Source organism: Flavobacterium hiemivividum (genome assembly GCF_004349145.1).
GTDB lineage: Bacteria > Bacteroidota > Bacteroidia > Flavobacteriales > Flavobacteriaceae > Flavobacterium > Flavobacterium hiemivividum.
On sequence record NZ_SMFO01000001.1, the window covers coordinates 878,592 to 905,118 of the forward strand.

General features: G+C 32.8%; 27 protein-coding genes. 5 read left to right on the forward strand and 22 right to left on the reverse strand.

The window, feature by feature from the left end:
• Positions 1–64 precede the first annotated feature (64 nt).
• The 12 genes from atpE to E0F98_RS03950 form a co-directional block, all read right to left on the reverse strand.
• Complete coding sequence (gene atpE, locus E0F98_RS03890) at positions 65–265, reverse strand: ATP synthase F0 subunit C (protein WP_031453874.1); 201 nt, start codon at positions 263–265, stop codon at positions 65–67.
• 40 nt (positions 266–305) lie between these two features.
• The gene (gene atpB / locus E0F98_RS03895; RefSeq protein ID WP_132109273.1) at positions 306–1,445 is read right to left on the reverse strand and encodes a F0F1 ATP synthase subunit A; all 1,140 of its coding nucleotides are present in this window, start codon (positions 1,443–1,445) and stop codon (positions 306–308) included.
• A gap of 519 nt (positions 1,446–1,964) precedes the next feature.
• Positions 1,965–2,189, reverse strand: a complete 225-nt coding sequence (locus E0F98_RS03905) for an AtpZ/AtpI family protein (RefSeq protein ID WP_132109275.1) — start codon at positions 2,187–2,189, stop codon at positions 1,965–1,967.
• Entirely contained in the window at positions 2,158–2,565 is a 408-nt protein-coding gene (locus E0F98_RS03910) for a bactofilin family protein (RefSeq protein ID WP_132109276.1), read from the reverse strand. The genes E0F98_RS03905 and E0F98_RS03910 overlap by 32 nt, the downstream gene beginning before the upstream one ends.
• A gap of 3 nt (positions 2,566–2,568) precedes the next feature.
• A complete protein-coding gene (gene porW, locus E0F98_RS03915; protein WP_132109277.1) occupies positions 2,569–5,193 on the reverse strand; it encodes a type IX secretion system periplasmic lipoprotein PorW/SprE in 2,625 nt (874 codons plus the stop codon).
• A gap of 87 nt (positions 5,194–5,280) precedes the next feature.
• Positions 5,281–5,976, reverse strand: a complete 696-nt coding sequence (locus E0F98_RS03920; RefSeq protein WP_132109278.1) for an ABC transporter ATP-binding protein — start codon at positions 5,974–5,976, stop codon at positions 5,281–5,283.
• A gap of 38 nt (positions 5,977–6,014) precedes the next feature.
• A complete protein-coding gene (locus E0F98_RS03925) occupies positions 6,015–7,499 on the reverse strand; it encodes a DUF5687 family protein (protein ID WP_243699191.1) in 1,485 nt (494 codons plus the stop codon).
• A gap of 40 nt (positions 7,500–7,539) precedes the next feature.
• On the reverse strand, positions 7,540–8,247 hold the full coding sequence (locus tag E0F98_RS03930; RefSeq protein ID WP_132109279.1) for a hypothetical protein: 708 nt from the start codon (positions 8,245–8,247) through the stop codon (positions 7,540–7,542).
• Positions 8,244–8,906 carry a hypothetical protein gene (locus E0F98_RS03935; RefSeq protein WP_132109280.1) on the reverse strand — a complete coding sequence of 221 codons (663 nt, stop codon included), beginning with the start codon at positions 8,904–8,906 and terminating at the stop codon, positions 8,244–8,246. The genes E0F98_RS03930 and E0F98_RS03935 overlap by 4 nt, the downstream gene beginning before the upstream one ends.
• 108 nt (positions 8,907–9,014) lie before the next feature.
• Positions 9,015–9,329, reverse strand: coding sequence for a GIY-YIG nuclease family protein (locus E0F98_RS03940; RefSeq protein ID WP_132109281.1), 315 nt, complete (start codon positions 9,327–9,329; stop codon positions 9,015–9,017).
• Between the two features lie 263 nt (positions 9,330–9,592).
• Positions 9,593–10,264 (reverse strand): hypothetical protein, encoded by a 672-nt coding sequence (locus E0F98_RS03945; RefSeq protein ID WP_132109282.1) that lies wholly within the window; start codon positions 10,262–10,264, stop codon positions 9,593–9,595.
• An 11-nt stretch (positions 10,265–10,275) separates the two neighbouring features.
• Entirely contained in the window at positions 10,276–10,617 is a 342-nt protein-coding gene (locus tag E0F98_RS03950) for a PadR family transcriptional regulator (protein ID WP_132109283.1), read from the reverse strand.
• A 133-nt stretch (positions 10,618–10,750) separates the two neighbouring features.
• Between E0F98_RS03950 and E0F98_RS03955 the strand changes: the two genes are divergently transcribed.
• Positions 10,751–11,803 (forward strand): ferredoxin--NADP reductase, encoded by a 1,053-nt coding sequence (locus E0F98_RS03955; protein WP_132109284.1) that lies wholly within the window; start codon positions 10,751–10,753, stop codon positions 11,801–11,803.
• A gap of 67 nt (positions 11,804–11,870) precedes the next feature.
• On the opposite strand, the gene E0F98_RS03960 is transcribed toward E0F98_RS03955, so the two are convergent.
• Positions 11,871–12,896, reverse strand: a complete 1,026-nt coding sequence (locus E0F98_RS03960; protein ID WP_132109285.1) for a glycosyltransferase family 9 protein — start codon at positions 12,894–12,896, stop codon at positions 11,871–11,873.
• A 45-nt stretch (positions 12,897–12,941) separates the two neighbouring features.
• Positions 12,942–13,547, reverse strand: a complete 606-nt coding sequence (locus E0F98_RS03965; protein ID WP_132109286.1) for a DUF4254 domain-containing protein — start codon at positions 13,545–13,547, stop codon at positions 12,942–12,944.
• A gap of 135 nt (positions 13,548–13,682) precedes the next feature.
• On the opposite strand from E0F98_RS03965, the gene upp reads away from it, so the two are divergent.
• Positions 13,683–14,336, forward strand: coding sequence for a uracil phosphoribosyltransferase (upp, locus tag E0F98_RS03970; protein ID WP_132109287.1), 654 nt, complete (start codon positions 13,683–13,685; stop codon positions 14,334–14,336).
• On the opposite strand, the gene E0F98_RS03975 is transcribed toward upp, so the two are convergent.
• Complete coding sequence (locus E0F98_RS03975; RefSeq protein ID WP_132109288.1) at positions 14,331–15,260, reverse strand: DUF6427 family protein; 930 nt, start codon at positions 15,258–15,260, stop codon at positions 14,331–14,333. The two genes, upp and E0F98_RS03975, sit on opposite strands and share 6 nt — an antisense overlap.
• A gap of 145 nt (positions 15,261–15,405) precedes the next feature.
• Between E0F98_RS03975 and E0F98_RS03980 the strand changes: the two genes are divergently transcribed.
• Positions 15,406–15,636, forward strand: coding sequence for a DUF6341 family protein (locus tag E0F98_RS03980; RefSeq protein ID WP_132109289.1), 231 nt, complete (start codon positions 15,406–15,408; stop codon positions 15,634–15,636).
• A 48-nt stretch (positions 15,637–15,684) separates the two neighbouring features.
• Here E0F98_RS03980 and purD read toward each other — a convergent pair whose 3' ends face one another.
• Entirely contained in the window at positions 15,685–16,959 is a 1,275-nt protein-coding gene (purD, locus tag E0F98_RS03985) for a phosphoribosylamine--glycine ligase (protein ID WP_132109290.1), read from the reverse strand.
• Between the two features lie 152 nt (positions 16,960–17,111).
• Between purD and E0F98_RS03990 the strand changes: the two genes are divergently transcribed.
• Positions 17,112–18,422, forward strand: a complete 1,311-nt coding sequence (locus tag E0F98_RS03990) for a phenylacetate--CoA ligase family protein (protein WP_132109348.1) — start codon at positions 17,112–17,114, stop codon at positions 18,420–18,422.
• Here the strand turns inward: E0F98_RS03990 and E0F98_RS03995 are convergent.
• Genes E0F98_RS03995 through E0F98_RS04005 form a run of 3 tightly spaced genes read right to left on the reverse strand, consistent with a single transcriptional unit; the run spans position 18,406 to position 21,589 of the window.
• Positions 18,406–19,188: a glycosyltransferase family 2 protein gene (locus tag E0F98_RS03995; RefSeq protein ID WP_132109291.1), complete on the reverse strand. Its 783-nt coding sequence runs from the start codon at positions 19,186–19,188 to the stop codon at positions 18,406–18,408. The two genes, E0F98_RS03990 and E0F98_RS03995, sit on opposite strands and share 17 nt — an antisense overlap.
• A gap of 2 nt (positions 19,189–19,190) precedes the next feature.
• Positions 19,191–20,558, reverse strand: a complete 1,368-nt coding sequence (locus E0F98_RS04000; RefSeq protein WP_243699192.1) for an undecaprenyl-phosphate glucose phosphotransferase — start codon at positions 20,556–20,558, stop codon at positions 19,191–19,193.
• A gap of 47 nt (positions 20,559–20,605) precedes the next feature.
• Positions 20,606–21,589, reverse strand: coding sequence for a UDP-glucuronic acid decarboxylase family protein (locus tag E0F98_RS04005; RefSeq protein WP_132109292.1), 984 nt, complete (start codon positions 21,587–21,589; stop codon positions 20,606–20,608).
• 176 nt (positions 21,590–21,765) lie between these two features.
• Here E0F98_RS04005 and E0F98_RS04010 point away from each other — a divergent pair, with 176 nt between their 5' ends.
• Positions 21,766–22,839: a glycosyltransferase gene (locus tag E0F98_RS04010; protein WP_132109293.1), complete on the forward strand. Its 1,074-nt coding sequence runs from the start codon at positions 21,766–21,768 to the stop codon at positions 22,837–22,839.
• On the opposite strand, the gene E0F98_RS04015 is transcribed toward E0F98_RS04010, so the two are convergent.
• From E0F98_RS04015 to E0F98_RS04025, 3 genes are read right to left on the reverse strand one after another with little or no spacing between them, the layout of a single operon-like run.
• Positions 22,823–24,049: an O-antigen ligase family protein gene (locus E0F98_RS04015; RefSeq protein WP_243699193.1), complete on the reverse strand. Its 1,227-nt coding sequence runs from the start codon at positions 24,047–24,049 to the stop codon at positions 22,823–22,825. The two genes, E0F98_RS04010 and E0F98_RS04015, sit on opposite strands and share 17 nt — an antisense overlap.
• A 40-nt stretch (positions 24,050–24,089) precedes the next feature.
• Positions 24,090–25,151, reverse strand: a complete 1,062-nt coding sequence (locus tag E0F98_RS04020) for a hypothetical protein (RefSeq protein ID WP_132109295.1) — start codon at positions 25,149–25,151, stop codon at positions 24,090–24,092.
• A 34-nt stretch (positions 25,152–25,185) separates the two neighbouring features.
• Positions 25,186–26,484 (reverse strand): MATE family efflux transporter, encoded by a 1,299-nt coding sequence (locus E0F98_RS04025; protein ID WP_132109296.1) that lies wholly within the window; start codon positions 26,482–26,484, stop codon positions 25,186–25,188.
• Between the last annotated feature and the right edge of the window lie 43 nt (positions 26,485–26,527).

Consider the following 26,527-nt stretch of genomic DNA (forward strand, 5'->3'; position numbering starts at 1 on the left):
ATTTTTTTGTTTTAGAAATAAAAACTCCCTGTAGCCAACCGCTACAGGAAATTTTAATTTTTAATTACTTTGCAATTAAAGCAACAACTACTGCGAAAAGTGCAACACCTTCAATAAGTGCAGCAGCGATAATCATAGCAGTTTGGATTTTTCCAGCAGCTTCTGGCTGACGAGCTATTGCATCCATTGCAGATCCACCAATTTTTCCAATTCCAAGACCTGCTCCGATTACAGCTAATCCAGCTCCGATTCCAGCTAATACCATAATAATAAATTTATATAGTTAATAATTAATAAAACACATGTTAATGATGATCGTGCTCTGCTACAGCTTGACCAATGAATAATGCTGACAACAACGTAAACACGTATGCTTGTAACGCCGCAACTAACATTTCTAATACACTCATAAATAAAACGAATGCTCCAGAGATAGGAGAAACCCATGCCGTTTCAAATATAAAGATTAAGGAAACTAAACTTAAGATAATAATATGCCCCGCAGTGATGTTAGCAAATAAACGAATCATCAATGCAAAAGGTTTTGTCAATATTCCAATGATCTCAACAGGAATCATAATTGGGTATAATGCTTTTGGTACTGGCGGAGTAAAAATATGCCCCCAATAATCTTTGTTTCCGCTGAAAGAAGTAACAATAAATGTAATGAAAGCCAATACAAAAGTAAAGTATATATTTCCAGTTAAGTTTGAACTAAATGGAAAGAATGGAATTAAACCAATAAGGTTATTGATCCAAATAAAGAAAAATATAGTCAATAAATATGGCATATACTTAGCGTATTTTTTCTCACCAATATTTGGTCTCGCAATATCATCTCTAACAAAAATTACTAAAGGTTCCATAAAACCAGCAATCCCTTTAGGTGCCATTTTATTATTATTGTAAGAACGTGCAACCGCTAAAAACAATAGGAATAAAATAATTACCGAAATAAACATAGAGAAAACATGTTTTGTGATAGAGAAATTCAAAGGACGAGTATCAAATTCAAAAGCACCGTTCTTTCTTTGATCTTCTGTTAAATTTTCAAATTTATCAGCGTAAAAGATTACCTCATTAAAACGAACTAAATTTTGACCGTTTACAGAAACAACATGCTCTCCAGAATTATCGTGGTGAAATTTTTCTGATGAGAAGATCTCTAAACCGTTATCTGTCCATAAAATTACTGGCAAATAAAAAGTAATAGGATGTCCACCCCAGTCTGCGATATGAAATTCATGCGAATCTCCAATGTGAGAATTAATTAAATCCGTAGCATTAAATTCCTTTTCTTCATGCGCCACTGGAACAGCGTGCTCCGCAACAGCTTCATTAACAACAGGAATACTATCAATGACAGGATTTGCAAATCCAAAGTAAGGAATACTGGCTAGTAAAGCAACTAATAAGAATCGAACAGGTTTATTTGAAAATACCATTATTAAATTGTGTGTCTAATTTTACGTTTTAAACTTTTTTGCAAATGTACATAATTTATTCACAATTGAAAATATATCATTTTGTTTTTAATCGTTAATTTCCAATTATAGAAATATGATTTAAAAAAAACAGCTATTATTGGTTATTTATAAGGCGAATCGCGAATAAAGTTTCGAAAAACAGGAATAAAAAATAAGGAATAAAAAAAGCACTTACATCTGGAACCTGACTTTTAAGGTCTGATTGTAACAAAGGGATTAAGAAAACAATAGCTGCCATCATCTTAATCAGGCTAAATCCCATAAAAGCAAAGCCTGTTTTATCAGGAAAAGTTTTATTGACGAAAATTAGAAAACCATAACTACACAAGGTAATTACAAGATGAAAAACATAAATGCTCAAGGTGGAATAAAAAAAGATCGAATTTTTAAAAAAAGATTCTACTATGTAATATTGTATGAAAAACAATACAATGGAAAAAGGAATTATTAATTTTAGGAATTTGTAAAATTGGTGCATTAGTCTTCTTTGTTTAAATTTTTAACCTGCCTAATAACATTGTATAACGCTATAAAAACAGCTAAAAGTGATAATATAATAGTAAAAATAGAGGTTCCAGTGTACTTTTCATCGAGCCAAGTTCCTAAATAGGTAAAGAAAAAAATGATAATTCCCATTTGAAAAGGAATATTCATCAAGGCTATCCACTTACTACTGGTTTTTTTGTGGGGTTTCTGTTCCATCAGTTAACAATAATTTTGTTTCGTTAATTTTCATCATACAGGACGCACTAAAAGCAGCACCAGGTTCCACTGATAATTTCCCAACAGTAACTTCGCCGCTGATACTAGCTTTAGACTTTACATTTAAGATTTCGGTAACATGAATAATTCCTTCAAATTTCCCTTCGATATCTGCATTTTTACAATTAATATCACCTATCACGCTTCCGGCGGGACCTATCACTAATTTCCCTGTTGATTGAAAGTTCCCAATTAGTTCACCGTCAAGTCTAAAATCTGCTTTAGATACTATATCTCCTTTTATGATTGTTCCTTCTACGATTCTATTGGTCTTTCCTAATAGCTCTGTATAAGGCTTTGTTTTTCTACTAAACATTTTTTATTCTTTTTTTAATCCTGAATAAACATCAAGATTTTTTTTAATTTGGATTATTTTATAATTTTCATTGCTAAGAATAATCGCAGGCACTACTACTTTAAAATCATTCTTTTCTCTTAGAGTTGTACTAATATTTCTAGCATATTCTTCCGAATTTATACCGTGAATCACAATCAAATTTTCGGTACCACTATACTCATCTACAGAATAACTTAAATCCTTATAACTAGCGATGCTGGTTAATTTCTTAATCTTTTCTTCTACTAATTTTGTCGAATTAACATCTGATGCGGGCACTCTATAAAGAATTTTCCAGTTTTTACTTTCTGCAGTCGTTAACTCTAATTTTTCTAAAAATGGAATCTGATCTTTCAAGATTTCCTGTGCTTTCTTACCTTCTTCACTATTTGGATAATTATCCACCACAAACTGTAAAGCGTTTTTATAAGCTTTTAATCCTTTAAGTTTTCCTAAGGTATTTGCTTTCAAAAATTCAAATTTAGAAACAATTTCATCACCTGAAAATTGATTGATCATCTCATCACTTTGTTCTAAAACGACCAAAAACTCTTCATTTTCATATCGTTTATACAGTTTATCATAAGCTTCTTCCGGGCTGTCGCTCAATGCTGGACCCTCCAGATTTGTCTTGTTTATTATCTGTGCATAGCGTGAATTTGGATATTGGGAATTAATCCTGTCTTTCATTGCCGCCGCTTTACTGCTATTTGTGATTTGGTAGATCTTATACAAATTATACATTGTCGGAAGAATCAATTTTTCTTCTGGACTATTTTGTAGTAGTTGCTCTAGCCTGTTAGAGGCTAATTCATACTCTTTGAACTTTTCTTTGTAGATTACACCAAGCTGATAATAGGCTGTATTGCGTTCTTTTGCAATACTGTCGATTGAAGTTTGTTTACTAGGTAGTTGCTTTAGATAAAAACCACTAGTGTATTCTTCAACAATAAGTACTTCTTCCTCTATTAATTGCTCTTCTTGGATTTCTGGGTTGGTATTCAAATCATCTTTCGAAACTTCAGTAGACTTAGCGGTAGATGACAATCTCCAGTTCCCTTCTGAAGACCGGTTTCCCCATATTTTTTTGAATTCTAATTTCCCGTAAGAAACGGTCGTGGGATTATAAAAATAGAAAACACTTGCTGGGGCATTTGATGCGCTTATAGCAGGCGGAGCAAATGGTGATCTAGGCTCAGAATTTTGCGCAGAAACAGCAGGTTCATTCGATACAGTCTTATTATTTCTTTCTCTGTTATCTTGCTTTTCCTTTAGTTTTTCTTCTAAAATTCTTTTGGCTTCGTCCTTCTTTTTTAAAGTATCGATATAATTTTCGAAATAGGAAATTCTCCCCGCTTCTGACATAGAAACGATGCGTAAAATACTGTCGTTTCGAGAAGCAATATCCTCATAAAGAATTACTTCGTCTAGATCTTTTCGCACTTTTTGAATTTGAACAAACTCTCTTGTTTTAAGATTAAGATTTGTTAAAGTACTATCATAATATTTTGCAGCAACTGGATATTCCGCTTTCCTAAAATACATATTGGCGATATTTCTATAATTTGAAGCAACTAAATACTTGTCGTCACCTGCTTTATCCAGTGAGAAATTATAAAAATTCAACGCCTTTTTCTGATTATCCTGTTTGTCATAAAAAACACCCATTTCATAATTTAACACATCTAGAAAAGGTCTGTTTTCTCTGTCGGCGATTAGTTTTTTATAGGTTTTTACAAAGGCAGTAGTATCTCCGTTTTGATAATCAAACAACTGCGCTTTTCTGGCCTGCGCCTGAATAACATACTTTCTTTCTGATTTTCTATTCATCTTGATAACAGATTCATAGCTGTAAATCGCGCTGTCTTTCTTGCCTAACTCCTCATACAGCTGACCCAAAATAAATCGATATCTTGCTTTTTCCTTGTTTTTTTTGCTGAATTTCTCGGCTAATTTTAAATTATATAGCGCAGAATCTTTCTCTTCCAAGTTTAAATAGGCTTCTGATAATAAGGCATTAACATCCGCAACAACCTGTGATTTTAATTTTTGCTCTTTTAAAAGAGTCGTCATGTTATTTACAACTAGTGCATCGTTACCCAATCGCATATTAGTTTTTCCACTCCAAATTTTAGCCTCATAAATCCTGCTGCTATTGGGGTATTTATATAAAATATAATTGAATGCGTCTAATGCAGGAATAAATCTTTGATCGTAGTATCTGGCCTTACCTAAAAGCAAATAGGCCTCATCGATTTGATAGTTTCTTTCTTTTCCATCAATATTCATGGAATGCTTCTGAATCGCTTTAGTTGCCTTTGTTTCGGCCAATTCAAAATCAGAATTTTTAGTTTTTTCTGCTGAAGTAAAATCATCATTGATTTGCATTCTTTCGATAGGCAATCTTTTCCAGAAATTATCTTTGTTATTCCCTTCAATACCTTGAATTCCTTTATCTAATCCAATTCCGCCATTGTATAAAATATTATACTTTGTACTTAGTGCGTGAGAATTTCGAGACAAAAAACTATTATTCCTAGTAGAGCAAGCCACCACAAAACACAGGAAGCCTAATGGAATAGTATATTTAAATATATTGGTTTTCAAATGCTACCGCTTTTAACATTAAACTTTTAAAAAGGCTTTTTAGTATAATGACTGGTAAAAATACATTTCTTTTTGATATATAGAACTTTAAACCGCGAAAAACATTTCTAACTCCTGCAGGGTTTCTGTAGAGGTTTGAATATCTTTTACGATTACCCCTTTATTTAAAGCTACAATTCGATCACAAACCTCTACAGTATGCTGTAAATCATGGCTTGAGACTAAAATTGTGATCTCAGGATTTTCAGCAAGTTCTTTAATTACTTTTTTTAATCGATTCACAGTAGTAGGATCTAAATTTGCAAAAGGCTCGTCTAGAATAACTACTTCTGGATTCCCTATTAACGTTGCAATTATACCAACTTTCTTTTGGTTTCCTTTCGATAAATCACGTAAGTACTTTTTGTTTTTTAGAATTTCTCCGTTAAAAAATTCTTCATATTTTTCTAACAAAGCGTCTATATCAGCCTTGTTTTGACCGCGTAAATCGCCAATAAAATAGAAATATTCCTCTGGTGTCAAATATCCTATCAAGAAACTTTCGTCAATAAAAGAACCTGTAAAAGACTTCCAGTCCTCGCTAGCGTTTACAAGAATTCCATTATTACTGATATTTCCCGTTGAAGGTTGGATTAAATCCAATAGCAAACTAAAGAAAGTCGTTTTTCCGGCACCGTTATTCCCCACCAGACCCAAGCTTTGTCCTTTTGGGATTTCAAGGTTTTCGATATTTAAAACTGTAGTTCCCTTATATTCTTTTGAAAGTTGATTTACTTGTATCATTATTTTTTATTTGTTTAATAACGCTGAAGTTATTATTATTAATTTTCCTGTTGTTTGAAACCGTTTAGAGTCGCGTATTTTCTTTTGGTATAACCAGCGGCTATTTTGTTCAAAAGATAATTCCGCATTACCAAACCCACAATTCCAATTATTGCTATTGCGATTATAGCGGCCTCAGCATTTACCAATTTATAAAAGCCGTAAAAAATTAAAGTAGGTATCAGCATCAAAGGTAATCCTACAATCCACTGCGTAGCACCTGTTCCTTGGTAATTCATAAACGGACTTTTCTCTAAATCAATTCTTTTTTTATTGTAGGAACCCGCGAATAATAAAATGGGGATGTTAACACCTAAATTATATAACGCACAGGCTAAATTTATCGCTAAAATTTTCCAACCAAAATAAAGATAAGGCGTACTTAAAATTGCCAAAATAACTATAGAAACCGACATTAATCCAGCCTTGGAAGCTAAATATTGCTTCATGGGAATGTTTTGTGACATCATCATTCCGTAATAATTACTATCCCAAGAGGGAACAAATTGTCCGTAATTCAACATAAAAACTCCAGTCATTAAGATTCCAACCAATACAAAAAATGGAGAAAAACCATCGTAAGCAGGATTCGGATAAATAATTAAACCATAAGCTAAGAAAATTAAAGAAATCCAAACAGTCGTTTTAGGTCTTTTGTTTCTCCAAATCATTTTTAGATCTAATTGCAAGAAAGGCGCAATTTCACCAAAACGTTTGGTCCAACTCAAGTCAGTTGTTTTTGCTTCTTCTACTTTCGATTGTAAGGAACTGTCCAGATAGAAATTGCTTTTTAGATATTTAAAATTTAGAAGATAGAAGCCCACTAAAATTATAATTGGAGCCAAAATCAATACCGGTTGTAACACTAAAGTATCAAGAACAAGGCCTGAAAGCGTGGTGATTTTAAAAACACCATAATAATCCAGACCAAAAAACACCATTCCTAAAACTACAAAGGGAAGAAAGGCTTTTATGTTTTCGGCAAATTTCTTTTTGATTAAAAAATTAGCATAATTAACTATTAAGGCCAAAACATACATTGCAAACATCCACCCAATCATGTTTAGCGTGCCATAATTCCCTTTCACAATATTAAAAATCCCGAAAGGGACGACAACCAGTAAGGGGAAAATATTATAGATAGAAATTAAACTTTTTAAAAGTACAAAGTGAATGACTGACTCTTTCTTTATGGGCAATACTAATAATGGTTTGATATTCATTACCGGTAAACTCTGCATAAAAAAACGGAAAACAAGCTCAATAGCCAGCCAAAAAATCACAAAACTATTTACTATTTCCAAAGGACTTTGATCCGGGAAATTTTTTTCTAACAAGGGATACAAAGCAATTCCCAATACTAAGAAAACTAGTAAAAAGTAAACTACTAAAAAGCCCATCAAAATCTTTAAGCCAATGCTTTTTCCAACACTCGCTGAACGGAAAAAGGCTTTCAATTCTAAATTTATAAAATGTTTAAACATGGATTTGGTTTTATAGTAAGTAATCAAAAGAAAGAAAATGTTACAGATTTACTAATTTATATTCGGGATAGGTAGTCTCTAAGTATTCTGAAGTCCTGCGCGGTATGATTTTAAAAATGATAAAAACAGCAATGGATAGTAATACTAGAAAGAAGCTCATACCTACGGTCCAGTAATTATTTGTAAATAAATCTGGAACGTTATTTAACAACTGAAGCATAATATTGAACGGCACAGTAGCAATTACTGATAAATTACCATAGTGATTAATTATCTCCTCAAAAAGCCATTTTTTCTGATTAGCTTTTGATATTTTTTTTCGCTGCTTTTTATTACTAATCATTGCATAAAATGAAAATACAACTAAGGCAACAAAAAGACCCATAAAAATCCATTCCTTGAAATCGCTCAATTTGATGACAGTAAATAGTACAAATGTCATGGCTAGAGTAAGTACAATTTTTGGGATACCAAAAAAATCTTTGAAATGATGCCAGACCAGTCCGTTGTATTTTTTGTCTAAAACTGCTTGTCTTTTTTCTACCACGTCCATAAATCCAAATACACCAAACTTCTTAAACTCTGCATTCAAGGCTTCGTCAAAAGTGAGTTTGGGGTTTTCCAGCCATTGGCTTTCGATGGCATTCGCCAAATGATCGACTAGTTCTGATTGTAAGTCATACCACTCCACATAATGCTGGCGTGTGAAAGTAAAGAGTTGGTCTATTTGTTGTGCGGTAAGTTTCATGACTTCGAAATGGATAGTTTTTTTTCAAATTGAAAATGTTTCTTTACTAGTTGTAGGCTCAACAACAGATGGAATAGCATTAAAGACTCAACAATAACAAGTAGTACTTGATTATTAATAGTTGTAGGAGTAGTAAAAAAAATAATTGGGTATATATAAAATAGGTATGTTATTACTCTTGTTTTAAAAAGGTGATTAAATGAAGTATTTAATTTTGATTTCCATATTTTAAATGTATAGACAATCAGCAAAAAATATCCTATAATATATAGCAATCGACCTCCTTTTTGAAATTGATACGTGAGAAACTGTGCATTATAATATTCTTTAAAAACTAAAAATATAAATAAGACAGTTGCACTTATCAAAAACCCGGTAAATAATTGCTTTTTTAATAGAGTAATTTTTTTATCTAAAACTATTTTGGGATAACTGTTATTGATTCCTGTAAAAAATGAATTCGCAGGTTTTAATTGTGGTTCCCATTTTTTAAATACCAATCGTGAGTTTTCTTCAAATGAAAGACTGTTTTCCTCCATTTCGAATTCAATTTCTGAAGCGATATGGTCCATTATTTCCAGTTTTATATCGTCGTATTTAAGACCGTTTAAAACTAAAGTTTCATCTATTAAGGCTATTTGTTGGGCGGTTAGTTTCATGTTTTGTCTTTATGAAAGTTGGTGTTGTGTTTTCAGATTTTGAAATATTTGCTTTTACTGTCATCTCCTTAATTCGTTTGTCATGCTGAGGAACGAAGCATCTCTACTCTATTCTTCAAACAAGTAATTCAGAAAATTCAAATCAGGATTAATTGTTTTTATTAGTGTGATTTTCTTGTCTTTTTTCCATCCTTTAATTTCTTTTTCTTTAGAAATTGCTATTTGTATCCAAGTAAACTTTTCAAAATACAATAAATAATGAACATTATATTTGGCTGTAAACGAGTTAGGATTCAAGGATTCTTTGTGTTGCTGTAGCCGAATTTTTAAATTATTAGTAACTCCAGTATACAACACTGTTTTGGCTTTATTGGTTAGAATGTATACGTAATAAGTATGATACCCTTCTTGAAATTCCATCATATTTTTGGCTTTAAAGATGATTTCATAGTTTGTGGCGATGCTTCGTTCCTCACCATGACAAAGTATTGGTTTGACTCCTGAAATTCTATCATGTTTTTTGCTTTAAAGATGATTTCATTGTTTGCGGCGATGCTTCGTTCCTCAGCATGACAATGTATTGGATTGACTCCTGAAATTTCATCATGTTTATTGCTTTAAAGATGATTTCATAGTTTGTGGCGACGCTTCGTTCCTCAGCATGACAAAGTATTGGTTGGATAATTCTAACTGAGTTGGTATTGTCTTTTGATATCAGTAACCACTTTATTTGTTAAATGTCTGCCCGTAATTTGGACTAAAATTCCTAACACCCAAAGGCTACAAAAAAATATAATAAATTCATAACTATCTCCAACAGAATCTTTCCAAGATTTTATTAAAAAAATAGAATAAAAAGAAATACTCAGGGTACTGTTATTCATTATGTAAGCCGTTTCTAGCGATAAGAAACGTTTCCCGTTTATCTTTCGAAAACGGTACCAATTTATAATTGAAAAGACTGAAAAACCAAGTAGTATTCCAAACAGAACTCTAATAAATACTACACTATCATCAAAATAGAAAGAGCTTTTATAAACCATAAATACTGCTAACACACTTAAAAGTATTTTGGGTAATTTGAAATATTCTTTAATTAATTTAACGTGACAGTTTCTGTGTTCTTTTCTTAATATTTTAGTTCGCTCTTTTTCAATAGCTTTAAAGCCATTTCGTCCAAATTTATCCTCAGCATATTGTTTAACTTGATGAAATGTTAGCTCAGGATCGTTCGTCCAAAACTCTTCCATACTAGAAATCATATGATCAGTTAATTCTACTTGCAATTCATACCACTTGATGTCTTGCGAAGCGATATAATCCGATATGTATTGTATTTGTTGGTTGGTTAGTTTCATTAGATATAAAATTAAAATTCTAAATTAGGTCTAGGATTCACTAAAGATTGCATGTTTCTTATGAAATCTTCGAGTTCCGCGAGTCGGTTTACAGTTTCCTTAGTCCCCGCTTCTGTGAGTTTGTAGTATTTTCGCATGCGGTTATCCACTTTTTCAATTTCTACATCTAGTATGCCTTCGGCCTCTAGTTTATGTAAAGCAGGATAGAGCGCACCTTCAGTAATATTAAGCTCTCCTTGGGTAATAGCTTTTACTTTTTGGGTAATTTCATAGCCATACATCTTACCATTTTCTTCCAGCAATTTCATGATGATGGTATTTAAACTTCCTTTATACAACTGTGAATTTTTCATAAACTAACTCCTTTAATCAAAAACAAATATACATAAGAATCTTATACATAACTAATTTAGGTATGCAAATTTTCAAAGACTTTGATTTAAGAAACCTATTCTGTTTAGTATATTTGCAAAAAATAAATAGCCCATGCCTTCATTTTTAAAACTAATTATAAAAGAAGTACGACGCGAAACCAAAGATGCGGTTTCGATACTCTTCAATGTCCCAGAGCAATTAAAACCCAACTACGCTTTTATTGCCGGACAATATCTTAATATCCGATTAACGCTAGACGGTCAAGAGATTCGTCGTGCCTACTCGATATGCTCGTCTCCAGAAAGTGGCGAACTGCGTATTGCAGTAAAAGCGGTGAAAAATGGTGCTTTTTCTCAATTTGCAAATACCAAGCTAAAAGCGGGAGATGCACTTGAAGTAGGAAAGCCAGAAGGAAAGTTCATATTTGAACCGCAAGCAGACAGACAAAAAAATTACGTGGCTTTTGTATCTGGAAGTGGAATAACACCTGTAATTTCGATTATTAAAAGTGTGTTGAAAAGCGAACCAAAAAGCTCTTTTGTACTAGTTTATGGTAACAAAACTACCGAAGAAACAATCTTTAACGAAGAATTGCACAATTTACAATTGCAATATGTTGGTAGATTGTTTATGCATTTTGTTTATAGTCAAGCCAAAGTAGAAAATGCTTTATTTGGCCGAATCGAAAAATCAACTGTGAATTTTGTTTTGAACAACAAACACAAGGAACTAGAATTTGATAAATTCTATTTATGTGGTCCAGAGGATATGATCGAATTAGTTTCGGGAGTTTTAAAAGAGAAAAATGTAAAAGAGTCAGCTATAAAATTTGAACTTTTTACGGCCTCTTCTCATGAAAACATAATAACAGAATCACTAGAGGGTCATTCGAAAATCACCGTTATGGTAGACGACGAAGAAACTACTTTTGAAATGTCTCAAAAACAAACCATCCTTGAAGCTGCTTTAAAACAAGGTCTAGATGCTCCTTACTCCTGCCAAGGCGGAATTTGTAGTAGCTGTCTTTGTAGAGTAACATCTGGTACAGCCGAGATGAAAAAGAATTCGATTCTTACAGATAAAGAAATTGCTGAAGGATTAATTCTTAGTTGTCAAGCACACCCAACATCAGAAACGATCTATGTGGATTATGATGATGTATAGTAAATAAAGTGTTCAGTCGCAGTTTCAATACCAAGTTCGATACTAAAAACTGCGACTGAAATTTACTTTAAACTTCCAGCTGCGACCGAACACTGCGCACTACACTTTCTGGTAAAATCGTTCGCATAGCATCTTCATAACCGGGAACTACTTTGTTTCCGTAAATCGAAGTGGGTAACTTTGGGTATATTTCCCTATCAGAAACTAAAGAATTAGTTAGCGGTTGATTAAAAGGTGCAAATCCAGCATACGGATGCGTAGCACCCCAAAGCGAAATTACTTTCACTCCCAGCATCGCCGCAATATGGGCATTACCGGAATCCATCGAAACCATAACATCCAGATTGCTAATCAACTGTAATTCCTGCTGAAATTTTACTTTTCCGGCCATGTTGATCACATTATCATTTGAGTTTGAAAGCGAATTTAATAACTCAATTTCTTTCTTTCCTCCACCAAAGAGTAGAATCTTATAAGTTGGATTTTCCGCTAATTGATGAATGACTTTTTGCATCAAGTCCAAAGGATAGACTTTGGAATCATACTGTGCAAAGGGCGCAATTCCAATTAATTTTTGATTATTCGCTCCAATTAATTCCAAAACATCAGCATTTAACACTGCTTTTTTAGGAAAAATAGTCCTCATATCTCGGGACGATAAATCTATTGGAAAACCGAGTTCTTCAAACACTTTTTCATGTCTTTCAAAAACCGTTGCCAGGGGCTGAAAAACCTTATTTTCGGCACGCGTCAAAGCTTTTTTAGCTTCACGCCCCTTGTCTGTAAACGCTGTTTTTTTTCCGCTCAAGGCAAATAATGTTCTGACGATTTTGGAGCGTAAAACATTATGCAAATCAGCAAATGCATCAATATCAAGTTTACTTACCTCTTTAAACAATCGTATCAAGCCTAAAAAGCCTTTATGACGTTTTTTTTCGTCGAAAGCAAAAAAAGAAACATTGGATATTCCTTCAAAAAAAGGCTTGAAGAAAGGACGTGAAATGACGGTAATCTTTACCTCAGGATATTGATTTACAAAAGCACGTAAAACAGGAACCGTCATGGCGACATCTCCCATTGCGGAAAGTCTCATGACGGCTATATGCTTAATAGTATTTGGCAAATTACTACTTGCCAATTATTTTTTCCCTTGGTACAAAACAGGATTTAACTCATCATCATTGTACATTTTCATTTGCTTGTACACTTTCATGAACTTATCTCCGCTAGAAATATCTATTAACAAATCATCAATAGCAGTAGACAAATCTGTCCTTTGTTCTAAAAGGATGTTTAATTTAGTCTGGCATTTATCTCTATGGTCTTGAGAGGCTTCTGCACGAGTCGCTTCTTCATTCATGTGATAAATTTTTAATGCTAGAATCGATAATCTATCAAATGCCCAAGCTGGACTTTCTGAGTTGATTTTTGCATTTTCTTTTACTTTTACATCACTGTATTTCTGTAAAAAATAACCATCGATATATTCTACCATATCAGTTCGTTCCTGATTAGAAGCATCAATTCTTCTTTTTAAGGTCAATGCCGCAACAGGATCAATATTTGGATCACGAATAATATCTTCAAAATGCCATTGAACAGTGTCAATCCAGTTTTTTAGATATAATAAATGTTCAAATTGATCTTTAGGAAAAGGGTTATTTATAGGCTGATCTACATTATCAAATTCATGATAATCTTTGATACTTTGTTCGAAAACGGAGTAGGCTAATTTTGAAAACATATTTTTTATATTTTATAATTACAAAGATACTTTTTATACTATTATAAAAAAATATCAAATCATAATTCTAAACTATAACTCCAAATATCAGGATTAAACCTAATTTTGCAGCTCAAAAAGTAAATACTATAAATCATGCAAATTCACAATTTATCAGAAAACAATAGCGTTCTTAATCATTTTTTGGGTCAAATAAGAAATGTAAATGTTCATACCGACAGTATGCGTTTTAGAAGAAACATTGAACGCATTGGAGAAATAATGGCGTATGAATTGAGTAAAACATTAGAGTACAACGATATTGAAATTCAGACACCTTTAGGCACTAAAAAAACCACCGAAATTGCCAATCAAGTGGTTATCTGTTCTATTTTACGCGCTGGTTTACCTTTGCATACTGGATTTTTAAATTATTTTGATGCTGCAGAAAACGGTTTTATATCGGCTCGCAGACATCATCCAAATAACGATGACTATTTTGATATTCTTGTCGAATACCAAGCTATCGCTGATTTTAACGGCAAAAATTTACTATTAGTAGATCCTATGCTTGCCACAGGACAATCGATTGTAGCAGTCTTTAAAAATTTGATCGAAACAGGAACTGCTAAAGAAATTCATATTGCCGTTGTAATTGCTGCCCCAGAAGGAATCGCTTATCTGGAACAGCACTTGCCAGACAATTGTCATCTATGGATAGCCACATTAGACGAAAGCCTAGACGAGAACAGTTATATTGTACCAGGACTTGGCGATGCAGGTGACTTATCGTATGGATCTAAATTATAACTGCGAGAAAAAAGTAAATAAGCTACAGGCTATAAGAACAACCAAAACCATTTCTTGTTTCAGTTTCAACTGCGGTATTTCGATATGACTGGTTGCCATTACAGCCAAAGGTGCTATAGTAAATAGCAGTAAATCGTTGCTTTTGTTGGCAGATACTAAGAAAATTAGTATTCCAATGAAAAAGGAAGCAATGATTTTTTTGAAAGAAGCATGCGTGATCATTGGTCTGCTGGATAGCGTAGAGAACATAGAAATAACAAAAAATAAAGCTACGGTCGCATAAATGGATAGGGCGCCATTTTGATAATTATTAGTAAAATAATTAATTTCAAAACTGGTTTTTACACTTCTATTTATATACTCAAATGCGCTAATGTCAAAAATTATCGAACTAAGTGCAAAAATAATTCCGACTGCAAAAAAGGCAATAAAGGGCAGTATCCAATTTCTATAATCTCTAGCAACGTGGAAAATTATCGAAATAAAAACCAAAACTAAGTATAGAATACACCAAAAATGGAATAAAGAAGCCACAAAAATCCATAGTGAAGCATCAAATATTTTTTCTTTCGAAGCTTTTGGAGACTGTAAAGAAAGTAACCTACGAAGCGCTAAAAGGATAAAAAGATTAGCAAACATTAAATTAACGTTATCTAAAACCGAAGGAAAAAAGACTATAAACAAAAAGTAGAAAAAGATCGTGTAGCTGCTGTCTTTACTCAGTCCGTTCTTAACTGAGATGAAATTTGCCATAAAAACAGAAGCCATCAATACAAACAAAATTCCAATTTTTTGACTAATTAAAAAAACAGAATCTGTCCAGGCCAAATCCTGAAATTGGTATATTAAATAAAAAACCAATAATAAAATTACAACCAAAGAAAAATTTAATGGCGTAGATTTTTTAAAAAGACTTGTAATCATAAGGATATTTTATACTTTTGTGACTGTTAAACTGTAAATATAATACTTGTTTAAAAAGGAAACCCTCAAGTTGAAAAAGATTCTTAACAAAAGAGTTTTTTACTGCTGGGAGATTATAAAAGAACAACAACATTAATTAAACGATATGAAAGCATTTTTTGAAGGAATTGACTACCTATTTGTAAATATTTTATTTGCTCCACTAGACTTTTTACGTTCATTGGAACTTGGATCATGGTTTGCTGCTAACGCTATCAATTGGATTTTCATGATTATTTGTGCTGCTGCAATGGTTTACTGGATCTTGCAATTGAAAAAACATGAAGAAAACGGTGAAGAGAACCAAGATACTACAGCACACTCTTTTTTTAAATAAAAAACATTTAACCCTAAATTATATTTAGGGTTAAACTAAGGAACTGATCTACAATAGATCGTTCCCTATATCTTTTCTAAAATTCATCTTATCAAAATGTAACTTTTCTATATTTTGATAAGATTTTTTTATGGCCTCTTGGAAGTCATTCCCATAAGATGTAATGGCTAATACTCTACCTCCATTTGTAACAACGGTATCGTTATCTAGCTTAGTACCAGCGTGAAAAACAATAGAGTCTGTAATATTTTCCAGTCCCGAGATCGTTTTTCCTTTTTCATAATCTTCAGGATATCCTCCAGAAACAAGCATAACAGTTGTCGCGCTTCTCTCATCGATTTCTAGTGTGATTTCGTCTAATTTTTCATTGGCTACAGCCAAAAATAATTCTACTAAATCCGTCTTTAACCTCGGAATAACCACTTCTGTTTCTGGATCTCCCATTCTCACGTTATACTCAATAACAATAGGTTCGTTATTTACATTAATTAAGCCAATGAACACAAAACCTTTGTACGGAATCCCGTCTTTTTGGAATCCATCAATTGTAGGTTTTACGATGCGTGTTTCGATTTTTTCCATTAAAACAGCGTCAACATAAGGAACTGGAGAAACAGCTCCCATTCCCCCTGTATTCAATCCTGTGTCGCCTTCGCCTATGCGTTTGTAATCTTTGGCAGTTGGTAGGATTTTATAACTTTTCCCGTCAGTAAGAACAAAACAACTCAATTCTATACCATCAAGGAATTCTTCAATAACAACTTTTGAACTGGCTGCACCAAATTTTTGGTAAACCAGCATATTTCTTAATTCTTCTTTGGCTTCTGCCAAATCCTGAATAATCAATACTCCTTTTCCTGCTGCTAAACCATCCGCTTTTAAAACATACGGCGGTTTTAAAGTCGCTAGGAATTCACAACCTTCTTCTACCGTTTCTGCTGTAAAACTATCGTAAGCAGCAGTTGGTATATTATGTTTTACTAAAAATTCTTTCGCAAATTCTTTACTCCCTTCAAGTTGCGCACCTATTTTTGATGGTCCAATAACTGGAATATGATTCAGTTTTTCATCATTTAGAAAAAAGTCATAGATACCTTTTACCAATGGATCTTCAGGACCTACAACAATCATTTCGACTTTTTCAGCAAGAACAAAAGTTTTTATAGCTTCAAAATCAGTTATGCTTACATTCACATTTGTTGCTATAGCAGCGGTTCCTGCATTCCCCGGTGCAACAAAAAGTTTGTCGCAAAGTGGACTTTGAATCATTTTCCATGCAAATGCATGCTCTCTTCCGCCTGAACCTAAAAGTAAAATTGTCATCTGTTGTATTGTTTAGTTGCTCATCCGCCTTTTGGTGGATACTGCAAAAATAATTGCTTTTGAACGTAAATAATAATTAATTTCTAAAAACTTGTTGGTTGTTACCAATTAGTTGCGCTTATACATTATTTTTGAAGAAACAAAAACTACAAATGCTTCCTATTTTTGACTTATCGCTTCAATTTAATGGCTATCCAATTAAGGAGGCCAAAGCGGAACTGCAAAAAATTGTAGCTTTAACATCGAGCGAAAAAGAGCATTTCATCGAAAATAAAAAAAAAGAAATTGTTGAATTTCATTTAAAAAATAACCCTTTTTATCAAGAATTAGTTGGTACCAAATCATATACAAACTGGAATGATTTGCCTGTTTTAAACAAACAAAATCTACAACAGCCCTTGTCTCAAAGACTTTCGAAGGGGTATACACTTAAAAATGTATATGTGGGTAAAACATCCGGATCAAGCGGAAACCCTTTTATTTTTGCCAGAGATAAATTCACTCATGCATTATTTTGGGCTTCGTCCGCTTATCGTTTTGGCTGGTATGACATTAACTTAAATAGTTCTTATCAAGCGCGTTTTTATGGAGTTCCATTGGATTTTATGGGTTACCAAAAAGAAAAGCTTAAAGATTTACTAGGCAATCGCTTGCGATTTCCCATCTTCAATTTATCTGATGACGTTTTAGAAAAGATGTTAGAAAAATTTAAGCATAAAAAATTCGATTATATCAACGGTTATACAAGTTCAATTGTTTTATTTGCCAAGTTTTTAAAGCAAAAAAATATCGTTTTAAAAGACCTTTGTCCGTCATTAAAAGCTTGTGTGGTCACTTCCGAAATGCTTTTCGAAGGAGATAAAATACTTTTAGAAACGCAGCTGGGTATTCCAATCATCAATGAATACGGCGCCTCAGAACTGGATTTAATAGCATTCCAGAATACGCAAGACGAATGGCAAGTCAATGCCGAAACATTATTTGTGGAAATTCTCGATGATAATGATGTGGTGCTGCCCTACGGCCAAGAAGGCCGAATTGTAGTCACTTCCTTGTTCAATAAAGCGCATCCGTTTATTCGGTATGACATTGGTGATATTGGGATTTTAGACGAAAAAAGTACGCTGCAAAAACCTATTTTAAAAAAACTAATTGGTAGAACTAATGATGTTGCAATTTTGCCAAGCGGCAAAAAGTCACCTGGATTGACCTTTTATTACATCACAAAAAGCATTATAGAAGACGACGGAAACGTAAAAGAATTTACAATCAAGCAAATTAAAATGGACACTTTCGAAATTGAATATGTAAGTGAAACTATATTATCAGCGGCACAAATCCAGAAAATTGAACAAGCAATCGCTTTGTATTTAGAACCAAATCTAAAATTCAGTTATAGCCAAAAAGAGGTTTTAAAAAGAAACAAACGCGGCAAATTAAAGCAGTTTACATCGATGGTTTAATATTCCTGATGTATAAAGGTTTAATGAATAGCTGCACAAATAAAAACAGTTTCATACATGCTACTGCGATAGGAAAATTAAAGCCGTGAAACCTTCTATAAACCGCAAAATTATACTTAATCAAATCAAATTTAGAAATAGAAAGCGAGTTTTCCCTGATCCTATAAAAAGCTAAACTTTCTGGAACGGGTTGAGCCGTTTTTATCTTTTTAAGAACTGTTAACCATAGCATCCAATCTTGGCGTTTTCGAATAGAGGAAATCGGTATTTTACCAAAATAATTAACGTCATAGATTCCAGTAAGATTCCCAATATAATTACAAAAAAACAATTGCCTGTACGATAGATTCAATGGTGCTTCTACTCTTTTGTTCAATGGCTTTCCCGCTTCGTCAATACAGTCATAGAACGAAAAAGTGAACGGGACATTTTTTTCTGTTAGAAAATTAATTTGTTTTTGAAGTTTCTCCGGTTTCCATAAATCATCTGCGTCCAAAAATGAAATATATCTACCCTTAGCAATAGAAAGTCCCTTATTTCTAGCAACGCCAGTACCTGAATTTTTTTCGAGTTGAAAAAGCTGAATTCTACTATCTTTTTCAATCATTTCTAAAATAATAGCTACCGTAGCGTCTGATGAACAATCATCTACTGCGATAATTTCCCAGTTATTGTAAGTTTGATTTTGAACTGACTGAATGGTTTCCGAGATGAATTTCTCCGAATTAAAGCAGGGAATTATAATCGATACTAAAGAAGTTTCCATATTTAATATGCTTTTTCTTCGCCTCTATAAATGTTCACCAACGTTTGGTATATAATTTTTAAATCCAAAATCAAGGACCAATTTTCGATGTAAAAAACATCAAATTTTATTCTGTTGATCATGTCTCTGTCTTTTTCAATTTCCCCTCTAAATCCGCTTACTTGTGCTAAACCGGTAATACCCGGCTTCACACAATGGCGAATTGGGTATTTTTTAATTTTACTTCCATAAGACAGATTTTGCGACCACAAATGTGGACGTGGACCCACAACAGACATATCACCCAAGAGAACATTAAAAAACTGAGGTAATTCGTCTACGCTGGTTTTCCGCATTAGCTTTCCTAGTTTGGTAACTCTAGGATCATTTTTAGAAGCTTCGGTTTCTGAAATTCCATTTATTTGCATGGATCGAAACTTATAGCAATGAAATTCTTTTTCATCGATTCCTGGTCTTCCCTGTCTAAAAAACACTGGCCCTTTTGATTCTAATTTTATCAAAATAGCCAGAACTGGCATCAACCAAGATAACAGTCCAATGATAACAATTAGCGAAAAAACAATATCAAATACACGTTTAAATATTTTTATTGTAGGATCGTTTAGAACTGTTTTCTTCAGCGAAAGCACCGGAAAAGAATCGTAGAAATCAATTTGTAAATTCTTTGAAAAGATCTCTTTCGAGTCTGGAATAAATTTTACTGTTTTATTATTTTCATCCGAAAATATGATTATTTCCTTTAGTTGCGCATTCGAAACTTCCTCTAAGGAACAGTAAATTTCATCGATTTCGTTTTCTATAACAAAGGATTTTAGCTGTTCTAACTTTCCCTTAATTTCGATGTTCTCTTTCTTATTCGAAAAAAAACCGAAGAAATTATATCCAAAATCGTTTCTTGATTCAAAAAGTTTTTTTAATCGAATAGCTTCCGAGCTATATCCAATAATAACGACATTGCGGAAATTACTTCCTGTTGCTATTCGGTATTTTCTTAGAAAATAAAACAGTGTAAATTTCGAAATTGAAACAAGTGCAATACTGACCAACATAAAAACAGCCACCGTTTTCTCATTAAAAACATATTGTTTTGAAAACGGAAAAAAAGCAATGACAATTAAAAGAAATAGAATGCATTGTTTTATGATTTTAGTAGCGATTACAATGGGTGCTGTAAATCGATATACATCATAAAAATTAATAAAAACAGCCACAGCACACCAACCAAACATGAGATAGATACTAAAAAAGCCAATGTTGAGAACTGGATATTCAAACAAATAAAAACATAATATTGAAACAATCATCAAATCCATTATAATACTAATGGGTCTGATGTATTTTGAATATCTTCCTATATTATATCCAGTCATGATTTGCAATTATATTCTCTTTACTGCATATTATTCGATTCAACTGCTTATTTAATATAACTCGAAAAGTCTTTGTGTTCCTCTTTAGAAAGTTCTTCTTTCGACAATGACTTGAAATAATCGTAGGTAATTTTCATTCCTTCGGCACGGTTTATTGTAGCTTCCCAGCCCAATAATTCTCTAGCTTTTGTAATATCTGGTTGGCGTTGCAAAGGATCATTAACAGGCAAAGGGAAATAAACCACTTTCTGATTCGTTCCAGTCAGTTTTATAATTTCCTCAGCAAAATCTTTGATAGTGATTTCGTCAGGATTTCCAATATTTACCGGATAAACATAGTCTGAATGCAACAATCTAAAAATGCCTTCTACCTGATCATCTACATAGCAAAACGAACGTGTTTGCATTCCGTCGCCAAAAATAGTTAGGTCTTCTCCACGCAAAGCCTGACCAATAAATGCAGGAATAACTCGGCCGTCATTGAGTCGCATTCTTGGTCCATAAGTATTAAAAATACGCACAATTCTGGTCTCTACACCGTGAAAAGTATGGTAGGCCATAGTTATGGATTCTTGGAAACGTTTTGCTTCGTCATAAACTCCTCTCGGGCCTATGGTATTTACATTTCCATAGTATTCCTCCGTTTGTGGATGAACTAATGGATCTCCATAAACCTCCGATGTGGAGGCGATAAGAATTCGAGCTTTTTTTACTCTTGCCAAACCTAACAGATTATGCGTTCCAAGAGAACCCACTTTTAGTGTTTGAATTGGAATTTTTAAATAATCGATAGGACTTGCCGGTGAAGCAAAATGCAAGATATAATCCAACTGACCTGGAACATGGACGAATTTAGTAATATCATGATGATAAAATTCGAAATTTTCCAGTTTGAACAGGTGTTCTATATTTTTTAAATCTCCAGTGATGAGATTATCCATGCCAATAACAAAATAACCTTCTTTAATAAAACGGTCACATAAATGTGATCCCAAAAATCCAGCTGCACCAGTGATAAGTATCCTTTTCATAAATAAATTTTACAGTTGCAAGGTATTAAAAAACATTTAATAAAATAGGTTTTGCAGTCTCTCGATCCAATAAGATAAACCGCTACTAATTTTATATTATCACCCATATAACATTACTGAATAACACTAATCCTAGGCTAATTTTATATATTTTTACAAAAACAAAACCACCAAATTTGAAAGTTGTCCATATAGTTGAAGCACTTGCAGGAGGAGTTAATACTTATTTCAAGGAGTTATCCTTTTTTTTTGGTGATGCTGAAATAAAGCAAGGCATCGAAACCACGATTATTTATAGCGCAAACCGCGTAGAAGTTGACTCAAGAAAAATAAATACAGAATTTTCTAAAGGAGTATCGCTTGTAGAGCTAAACATGGTTCGTGAATTTTCCCCTTTTCAAGATCTTAAATCACTATTGCAATTAATTAAAGAATTGCGCAGAATTCAGCCAGATGTCATTCACCTTCATTCTTCAAAAGCAGGCGTTTTAGGGCGAATTGCGTGCTTTCTATTATTCAAAAAAACAAAATTATTCTATACGCCGCATGGTTATGCTTTTCTTCGTACAGACACTCCCAATCTTAATAAAAAGTTTTACCGTGCTATTGAAAGTAGTTTCCAAGGAATATTTGGTGGAACAACTATTGCATGTGGCGACACAGAATATGAAATCGCAAAAAACATAGGAAAATCGCATCTGCTTAGAAACGGAATTGATATTAAAAAGGTGCAAAAATACATTTCTAAAAACAACAATGCCATACTAACGATTGGCATCCTGGGGAGAATTACTTCCGCTAGAAATCCGACATTGTTTAATGAAATCGCATTAAGACATTCTAATCTCAATTTTGTCTGGATTGGAGATGGAGAATTAAAACCTCTTTTAACCGCCCCAAATATTAGAATTACTGGCTGGTTCCTTGATAGAGAAGATGCACTTACAGCGCTTAATACTATTGATATCTACATTCAAACTTCGCTATGGGAAGGATTGCCCCTTGCTATTCTCGAGGCAATGGTGATGCAGAAACCTGTTTTGGCAACAAATATTATTGGGAATAAAGATATAGTGGTACATAATGAAACTGGTTTTCTTTTTAACGACCTTGCTGAATTAGACAATTATATCGAAATTCTAAAAGACGAAGAAGTGCGACACCGTTTTGGAAAAAAAGGCTTAGAAAGGTGCCAATATTTATTTGACAGCACAAAAAATTTTACACAATTAATCACTCTTTACAAGTAGTAGCTTTCACTTGCAGCCAAAAACTGCCAAAGACTGAAAACCAAAATCCGCTGAAGGCTATTCCATCAAAGCGCAACAGAAAATCATCAGTAAGATTTGAAGTAAAAAAGAGAAAAAAGAAGGATATAACAATTCCATTTTTTAAATCATAACCTAAATAGCCAATTGTAAAAATGTATAAAAAAACTATCAACGGGCCCAGAACCCCAAATTTTAATAGAAAATCAAGAAACTGATTGTGTGTTGGAAATTCATATTTCGCTAGAAAATGCTGGTTGGTTTGTTTATAATATTTAAATAATTCTGGTTTCCCATCTGAAGCACCAACCCCAAAAGGCAGATGATCCAAGGACAGTTCCCAGGCAGATTTCCAAATAGACACACGCGTAACAAATGAATTAAAAACTTTTGCTTCCGGATTTTCAATCTCATCTAGTTTCCCCACTTTATCCATATAAGCAAATGTTACCGTGCTATATTTCTCCTGCATGTAAGGATTATTTTTGACGAAAAGAAAAAGGATTCCTCCTAATATAACTACCCCAAAACTTAGACTTAAAACAACTTTCTTAAAATCATAATTTCGTATGACTTCGTAGAAAAAAATGATAATTGTACCTACTATAACATTAAAAAGAGCCATGCGGGTATTTACAAAAAGAACGTAGAAAAAAGAAAGTGCAAAAAGCAATATTCTAAGGAATTGATACCCTAAATTTTCCTTTTTTCGAAAAGAATAAACAACAAAATACATATTAATAATCGCCACAAAAGCAAGATGCATATTGAGTGCCGGTGCATGAATTCCGACTGAATTAGAGAAACTGTATCCCATTTCCCATAGATCTATTCCGTTTAAATACTTATTCATCAACCCTGGATAAACGACAATGAACCGAATGAAGAAAAACAATACAATCACAGTTGTTGCATAGCTATAATATTGCAGTAATTTATTAAACTGCACGCGCTGATAATTACCCAGAATAAACAACGGTAAGAATAGCAGGGAAATACTTTTTTCCAGAGATTTCAAGCCTTCTCTTAAAGAATCATTATTCCAAAAAAATAAAATCTCTAAAAGTAAGGGTGAAGCAATCACCAAACCCAATAGTACTGCTAATCGACTGAGTTTAATTTTTTTTATAAAGCATAAATTAAACAAGACAAATCCAATAATAATCCAAGTACATGGTTTTCTAAAAATCATGGTACTTGCTATTAGAATCAGAAAAATATTGAAAATTTTATTAAAGTTTTTTTCTGAAATGTTCATAGTATAAGGCATAATAAATTAAAGGAAACACTCCTATTTTATGACGAATGGCAGTTCCTAAATCAGGCTCAAAAACCCCTTGAACAATAAAATATGAAAACAAAATAAGCAATATCCACAATTCGTATTCCTGTTCTTTTCTATTCTTTAGACAACGAGAAAAGCGCACAAAGAGAATATAAAACAATAAAAGCTGCCAAATCACGAACGCAATAATTTGAGGTGATAAAAGATATTTTAAGCCATTTACAGGGAAATTAACCGTGAAAAAACCATAAACAATACCCACAGTTTCACCATACCAAGTGTCTGGTTTAATCGGCGAGACAATCATAGAATTGGCATCTTGAGACTGCAACCTGGCACTGTTAACGACTTCCCTACTACTTTCGGAAAGGTATTTTCCTTTCACTAATCCGTAACTTAGGGACAAAAAAACAGCGATAAAAAGTCCGTAAAAAATCGTAGTTAGTGTTTTACTTTTAAAACTAATAAAACTTACGAGATACATTCCGAATGCAATAATTGGCATTAATAAAAAGTACGGGCGATAAAAAGCACCTAAAATTGCCAATAAAAATAGAGACAAAAACACTGATTTTTTGAAAGAGATACTCTCATTTTTAAAAATAAATACGATGAGTGCTAAATATAAATAAGTAATAAACTCCTTGGAAGGCATCGACATAAAAATAGCCATCATAAAAAACCCTAAATAAACCAAAAGATTTTTTACATTAATTTTATCAAAATTAGCTGGAATTCCCACTTTATATAAAACATAAGCAAGAACGGGATATTGAATTAATGCAATTAAGGGAAAAGGTAAATAGCGCAAACCTGTAACTTTATAAAACAAGATAGTTAACGGATAACTTCCAAAAAAACCAATCTCATTTCCTCTGTCGAATGCAATAATGGCAGCGTCATAAAAAAAGCGCTTTGGTAAAATATAAAAAGCCGTTACTGCAACAAATAAATTGGCAATAAACAAGAAAAGAAACCTCGCTTTATTTTTCTGAATTAAAATTTTCATGATCAACTACCTTGTTTTGTATCTCTTCTATAAATCAATTTAAAAAAACTTTTACTTTATCTTTTCTATAAATAACTATCGCTGAAATAAAATTCCAAAAGAAGGAACTACACACAAAAGCAATTGCGGCACCATTCATACCATATCTTGGTACTAACATTCGATTTAAGACAAAATTAATGATTACTGCAACTATTAGTATTTGCTGGAAAACAGTCTGTCTTCCGGTCATATTTAAATAAACTGATGCTGAACCAAATATAGAACATAATCCCTGCCCTACTATCAATATTAGTAAGGTCTCTTTTGCAATAAGATAATTTTCTCCAAAAAAATGCAGTAGATATTCTGAAAAAAAAAACATAAATAAGGCCGACGGTAAGGTTAATATGAAAATTAAACGGGCACTTTTTCTAATAATTCTATTTAATTCTAATGTATTATTAGCTGCGAAATACTCGGAAATTTTAGCCGAAATAGTAATGTTTACTGTTAATATAACCATAGTAAGCATGGTCATTATTTTTATGGCAACAGAATAATAAGCAACAGTTGCATCATCCCGATACTTTTTTAAGAATATAATATCAAAACTCAGTAATAGAAACATGGCCATTCCGCTTATTGCGATAGGGTAAGACTTTAGCGTAATTTCTTTTAACGAAAATGATTCTTGTTTAAAATTACCATCCATTTTACTAAAATAATAAAAGATAATTGCGGTGGTTACTACTGCCAAAACAATAAATCCCAAAAGAAAAACTTCTGCTAAGTAAGATTCTTTCCCATAAAACAAGAGCAAAATTGCACCAAACATAACAGGAAAATACTTAATAGTATTTCTAAATAACTCTGCAACATACAAATGTTCCAATGCTCTAAAAACTTCTGTGTTCAAAACTGTCAATGAATAGAAAAAAAGAATTCCAGTAGATTTTAAAAGAATCGAATACAACTCAGGGTCTGAGAAATAAGAGTTAATCCACTCTTTATTGATGGCCAAGACAATTAAAAATAAAATTATAGCCATTGCAAAAAGCAGTAGCACCATCTTTTTGTAAGTGTTTTTTAATCCACCTTCTAAATTTGAGCCATTTAATCTGCCTTTAAAATACAAAATAGACTGATCACACCCCAATAAGCAAATACTACCAATTACGAAGAGAAAAGAGCGTACAAAATCATATTGTCCTATTATTTTTGGCTCGTAATTGTTAGTGAGAAATAATGTAAATCCAAATAAAACAACAACTCCAAAAACCCTTAAGAATAAGGTAATAAAGCTCTGTAGAACGAAGGCGTCTTTATTGATTTTTTGAAGAAAATATCGCATTATTTGGGGCTGTTTGTTATTCTCATCAAAGCTTTGATGTATG

What these genes read in the sequence shown, in the direction of transcription:
- E0F98_RS04020 (WP_132109295.1), bottom strand. Translation starts at nt 25,151, where the DNA reads ATGAAAATTTTAATTCAGAAAAATAAAGCGAGGTTTCTTTTCTTGTTT.
- E0F98_RS03975 (WP_132109288.1), bottom strand. Translation starts at nt 15,260, where the DNA reads ATGATTACAAGTCTTTTTAAAAAATCTACGCCATTAAATTTTTCTTTG.
- purD (WP_132109290.1), bottom strand. Translation starts at nt 16,959, where the DNA reads ATGACAATTTTACTTTTAGGTTCAGGCGGAAGAGAGCATGCATTTGCA.
- atpE (WP_031453874.1), bottom strand. Translation starts at nt 265, where the DNA reads ATGGTATTAGCTGGAATCGGAGCTGGATTAGCTGTAATCGGAGCAGGT.
- E0F98_RS03940 (WP_132109281.1), bottom strand. Translation starts at nt 9,329, where the DNA reads ATGATGGAATTTCAAGAAGGGTATCATACTTATTACGTATACATTCTA.
- E0F98_RS03950 (WP_132109283.1), bottom strand. Translation starts at nt 10,617, where the DNA reads ATGAAAAATTCACAGTTGTATAAAGGAAGTTTAAATACCATCATCATG.
- E0F98_RS03980 (WP_132109289.1), top strand. Translation starts at nt 15,406, where the DNA reads ATGAAAGCATTTTTTGAAGGAATTGACTACCTATTTGTAAATATTTTA.
- E0F98_RS03990 (WP_132109348.1), top strand. Translation starts at nt 17,112, where the DNA reads ATGCTTCCTATTTTTGACTTATCGCTTCAATTTAATGGCTATCCAATT.
- E0F98_RS04025 (WP_132109296.1), bottom strand. Translation starts at nt 26,484, where the DNA reads ATGCGATATTTTCTTCAAAAAATCAATAAAGACGCCTTCGTTCTACAG.
- E0F98_RS03955 (WP_132109284.1), top strand. Translation starts at nt 10,751, where the DNA reads ATGCCTTCATTTTTAAAACTAATTATAAAAGAAGTACGACGCGAAACC.
- E0F98_RS03910 (WP_132109276.1), bottom strand. Translation starts at nt 2,565, where the DNA reads ATGTTTAGTAGAAAAACAAAGCCTTATACAGAGCTATTAGGAAAGACC.
- E0F98_RS03965 (WP_132109286.1), bottom strand. Translation starts at nt 13,547, where the DNA reads ATGTTTTCAAAATTAGCCTACTCCGTTTTCGAACAAAGTATCAAAGAT.
- upp (WP_132109287.1), top strand. Translation starts at nt 13,683, where the DNA reads ATGCAAATTCACAATTTATCAGAAAACAATAGCGTTCTTAATCATTTT.
- E0F98_RS03995 (WP_132109291.1), bottom strand. Translation starts at nt 19,188, where the DNA reads ATGGAAACTTCTTTAGTATCGATTATAATTCCCTGCTTTAATTCGGAG.
- E0F98_RS03905 (WP_132109275.1), bottom strand. Translation starts at nt 2,189, where the DNA reads ATGGAACAGAAACCCCACAAAAAAACCAGTAGTAAGTGGATAGCCTTG.
- E0F98_RS04015 (WP_243699193.1), bottom strand. Translation starts at nt 24,049, where the DNA reads ATGATTTTTAGAAAACCATGTACTTGGATTATTATTGGATTTGTCTTG.
- E0F98_RS03935 (WP_132109280.1), bottom strand. Translation starts at nt 8,906, where the DNA reads ATGAAACTAACCGCCCAACAAATAGCCTTAATAGATGAAACTTTAGTT.
- E0F98_RS04005 (WP_132109292.1), bottom strand. Translation starts at nt 21,589, where the DNA reads ATGAAAAGGATACTTATCACTGGTGCAGCTGGATTTTTGGGATCACAT.
- E0F98_RS03945 (WP_132109282.1), bottom strand. Translation starts at nt 10,264, where the DNA reads ATGAAACTAACCAACCAACAAATACAATACATATCGGATTATATCGCT.
- E0F98_RS03920 (WP_132109278.1), bottom strand. Translation starts at nt 5,976, where the DNA reads ATGATACAAGTAAATCAACTTTCAAAAGAATATAAGGGAACTACAGTT.
- E0F98_RS04000 (WP_243699192.1), bottom strand. Translation starts at nt 20,558, where the DNA reads ATGACTGGATATAATATAGGAAGATATTCAAAATACATCAGACCCATT.
- atpB (WP_132109273.1), bottom strand. Translation starts at nt 1,445, where the DNA reads ATGGTATTTTCAAATAAACCTGTTCGATTCTTATTAGTTGCTTTACTA.
- E0F98_RS03930 (WP_132109279.1), bottom strand. Translation starts at nt 8,247, where the DNA reads ATGAAACTTACCGCACAACAAATAGACCAACTCTTTACTTTCACACGC.
- E0F98_RS03960 (WP_132109285.1), bottom strand. Translation starts at nt 12,896, where the DNA reads ATGAGACTTTCCGCAATGGGAGATGTCGCCATGACGGTTCCTGTTTTA.
- E0F98_RS03925 (WP_243699191.1), bottom strand. Translation starts at nt 7,499, where the DNA reads ATGTTTAAACATTTTATAAATTTAGAATTGAAAGCCTTTTTCCGTTCA.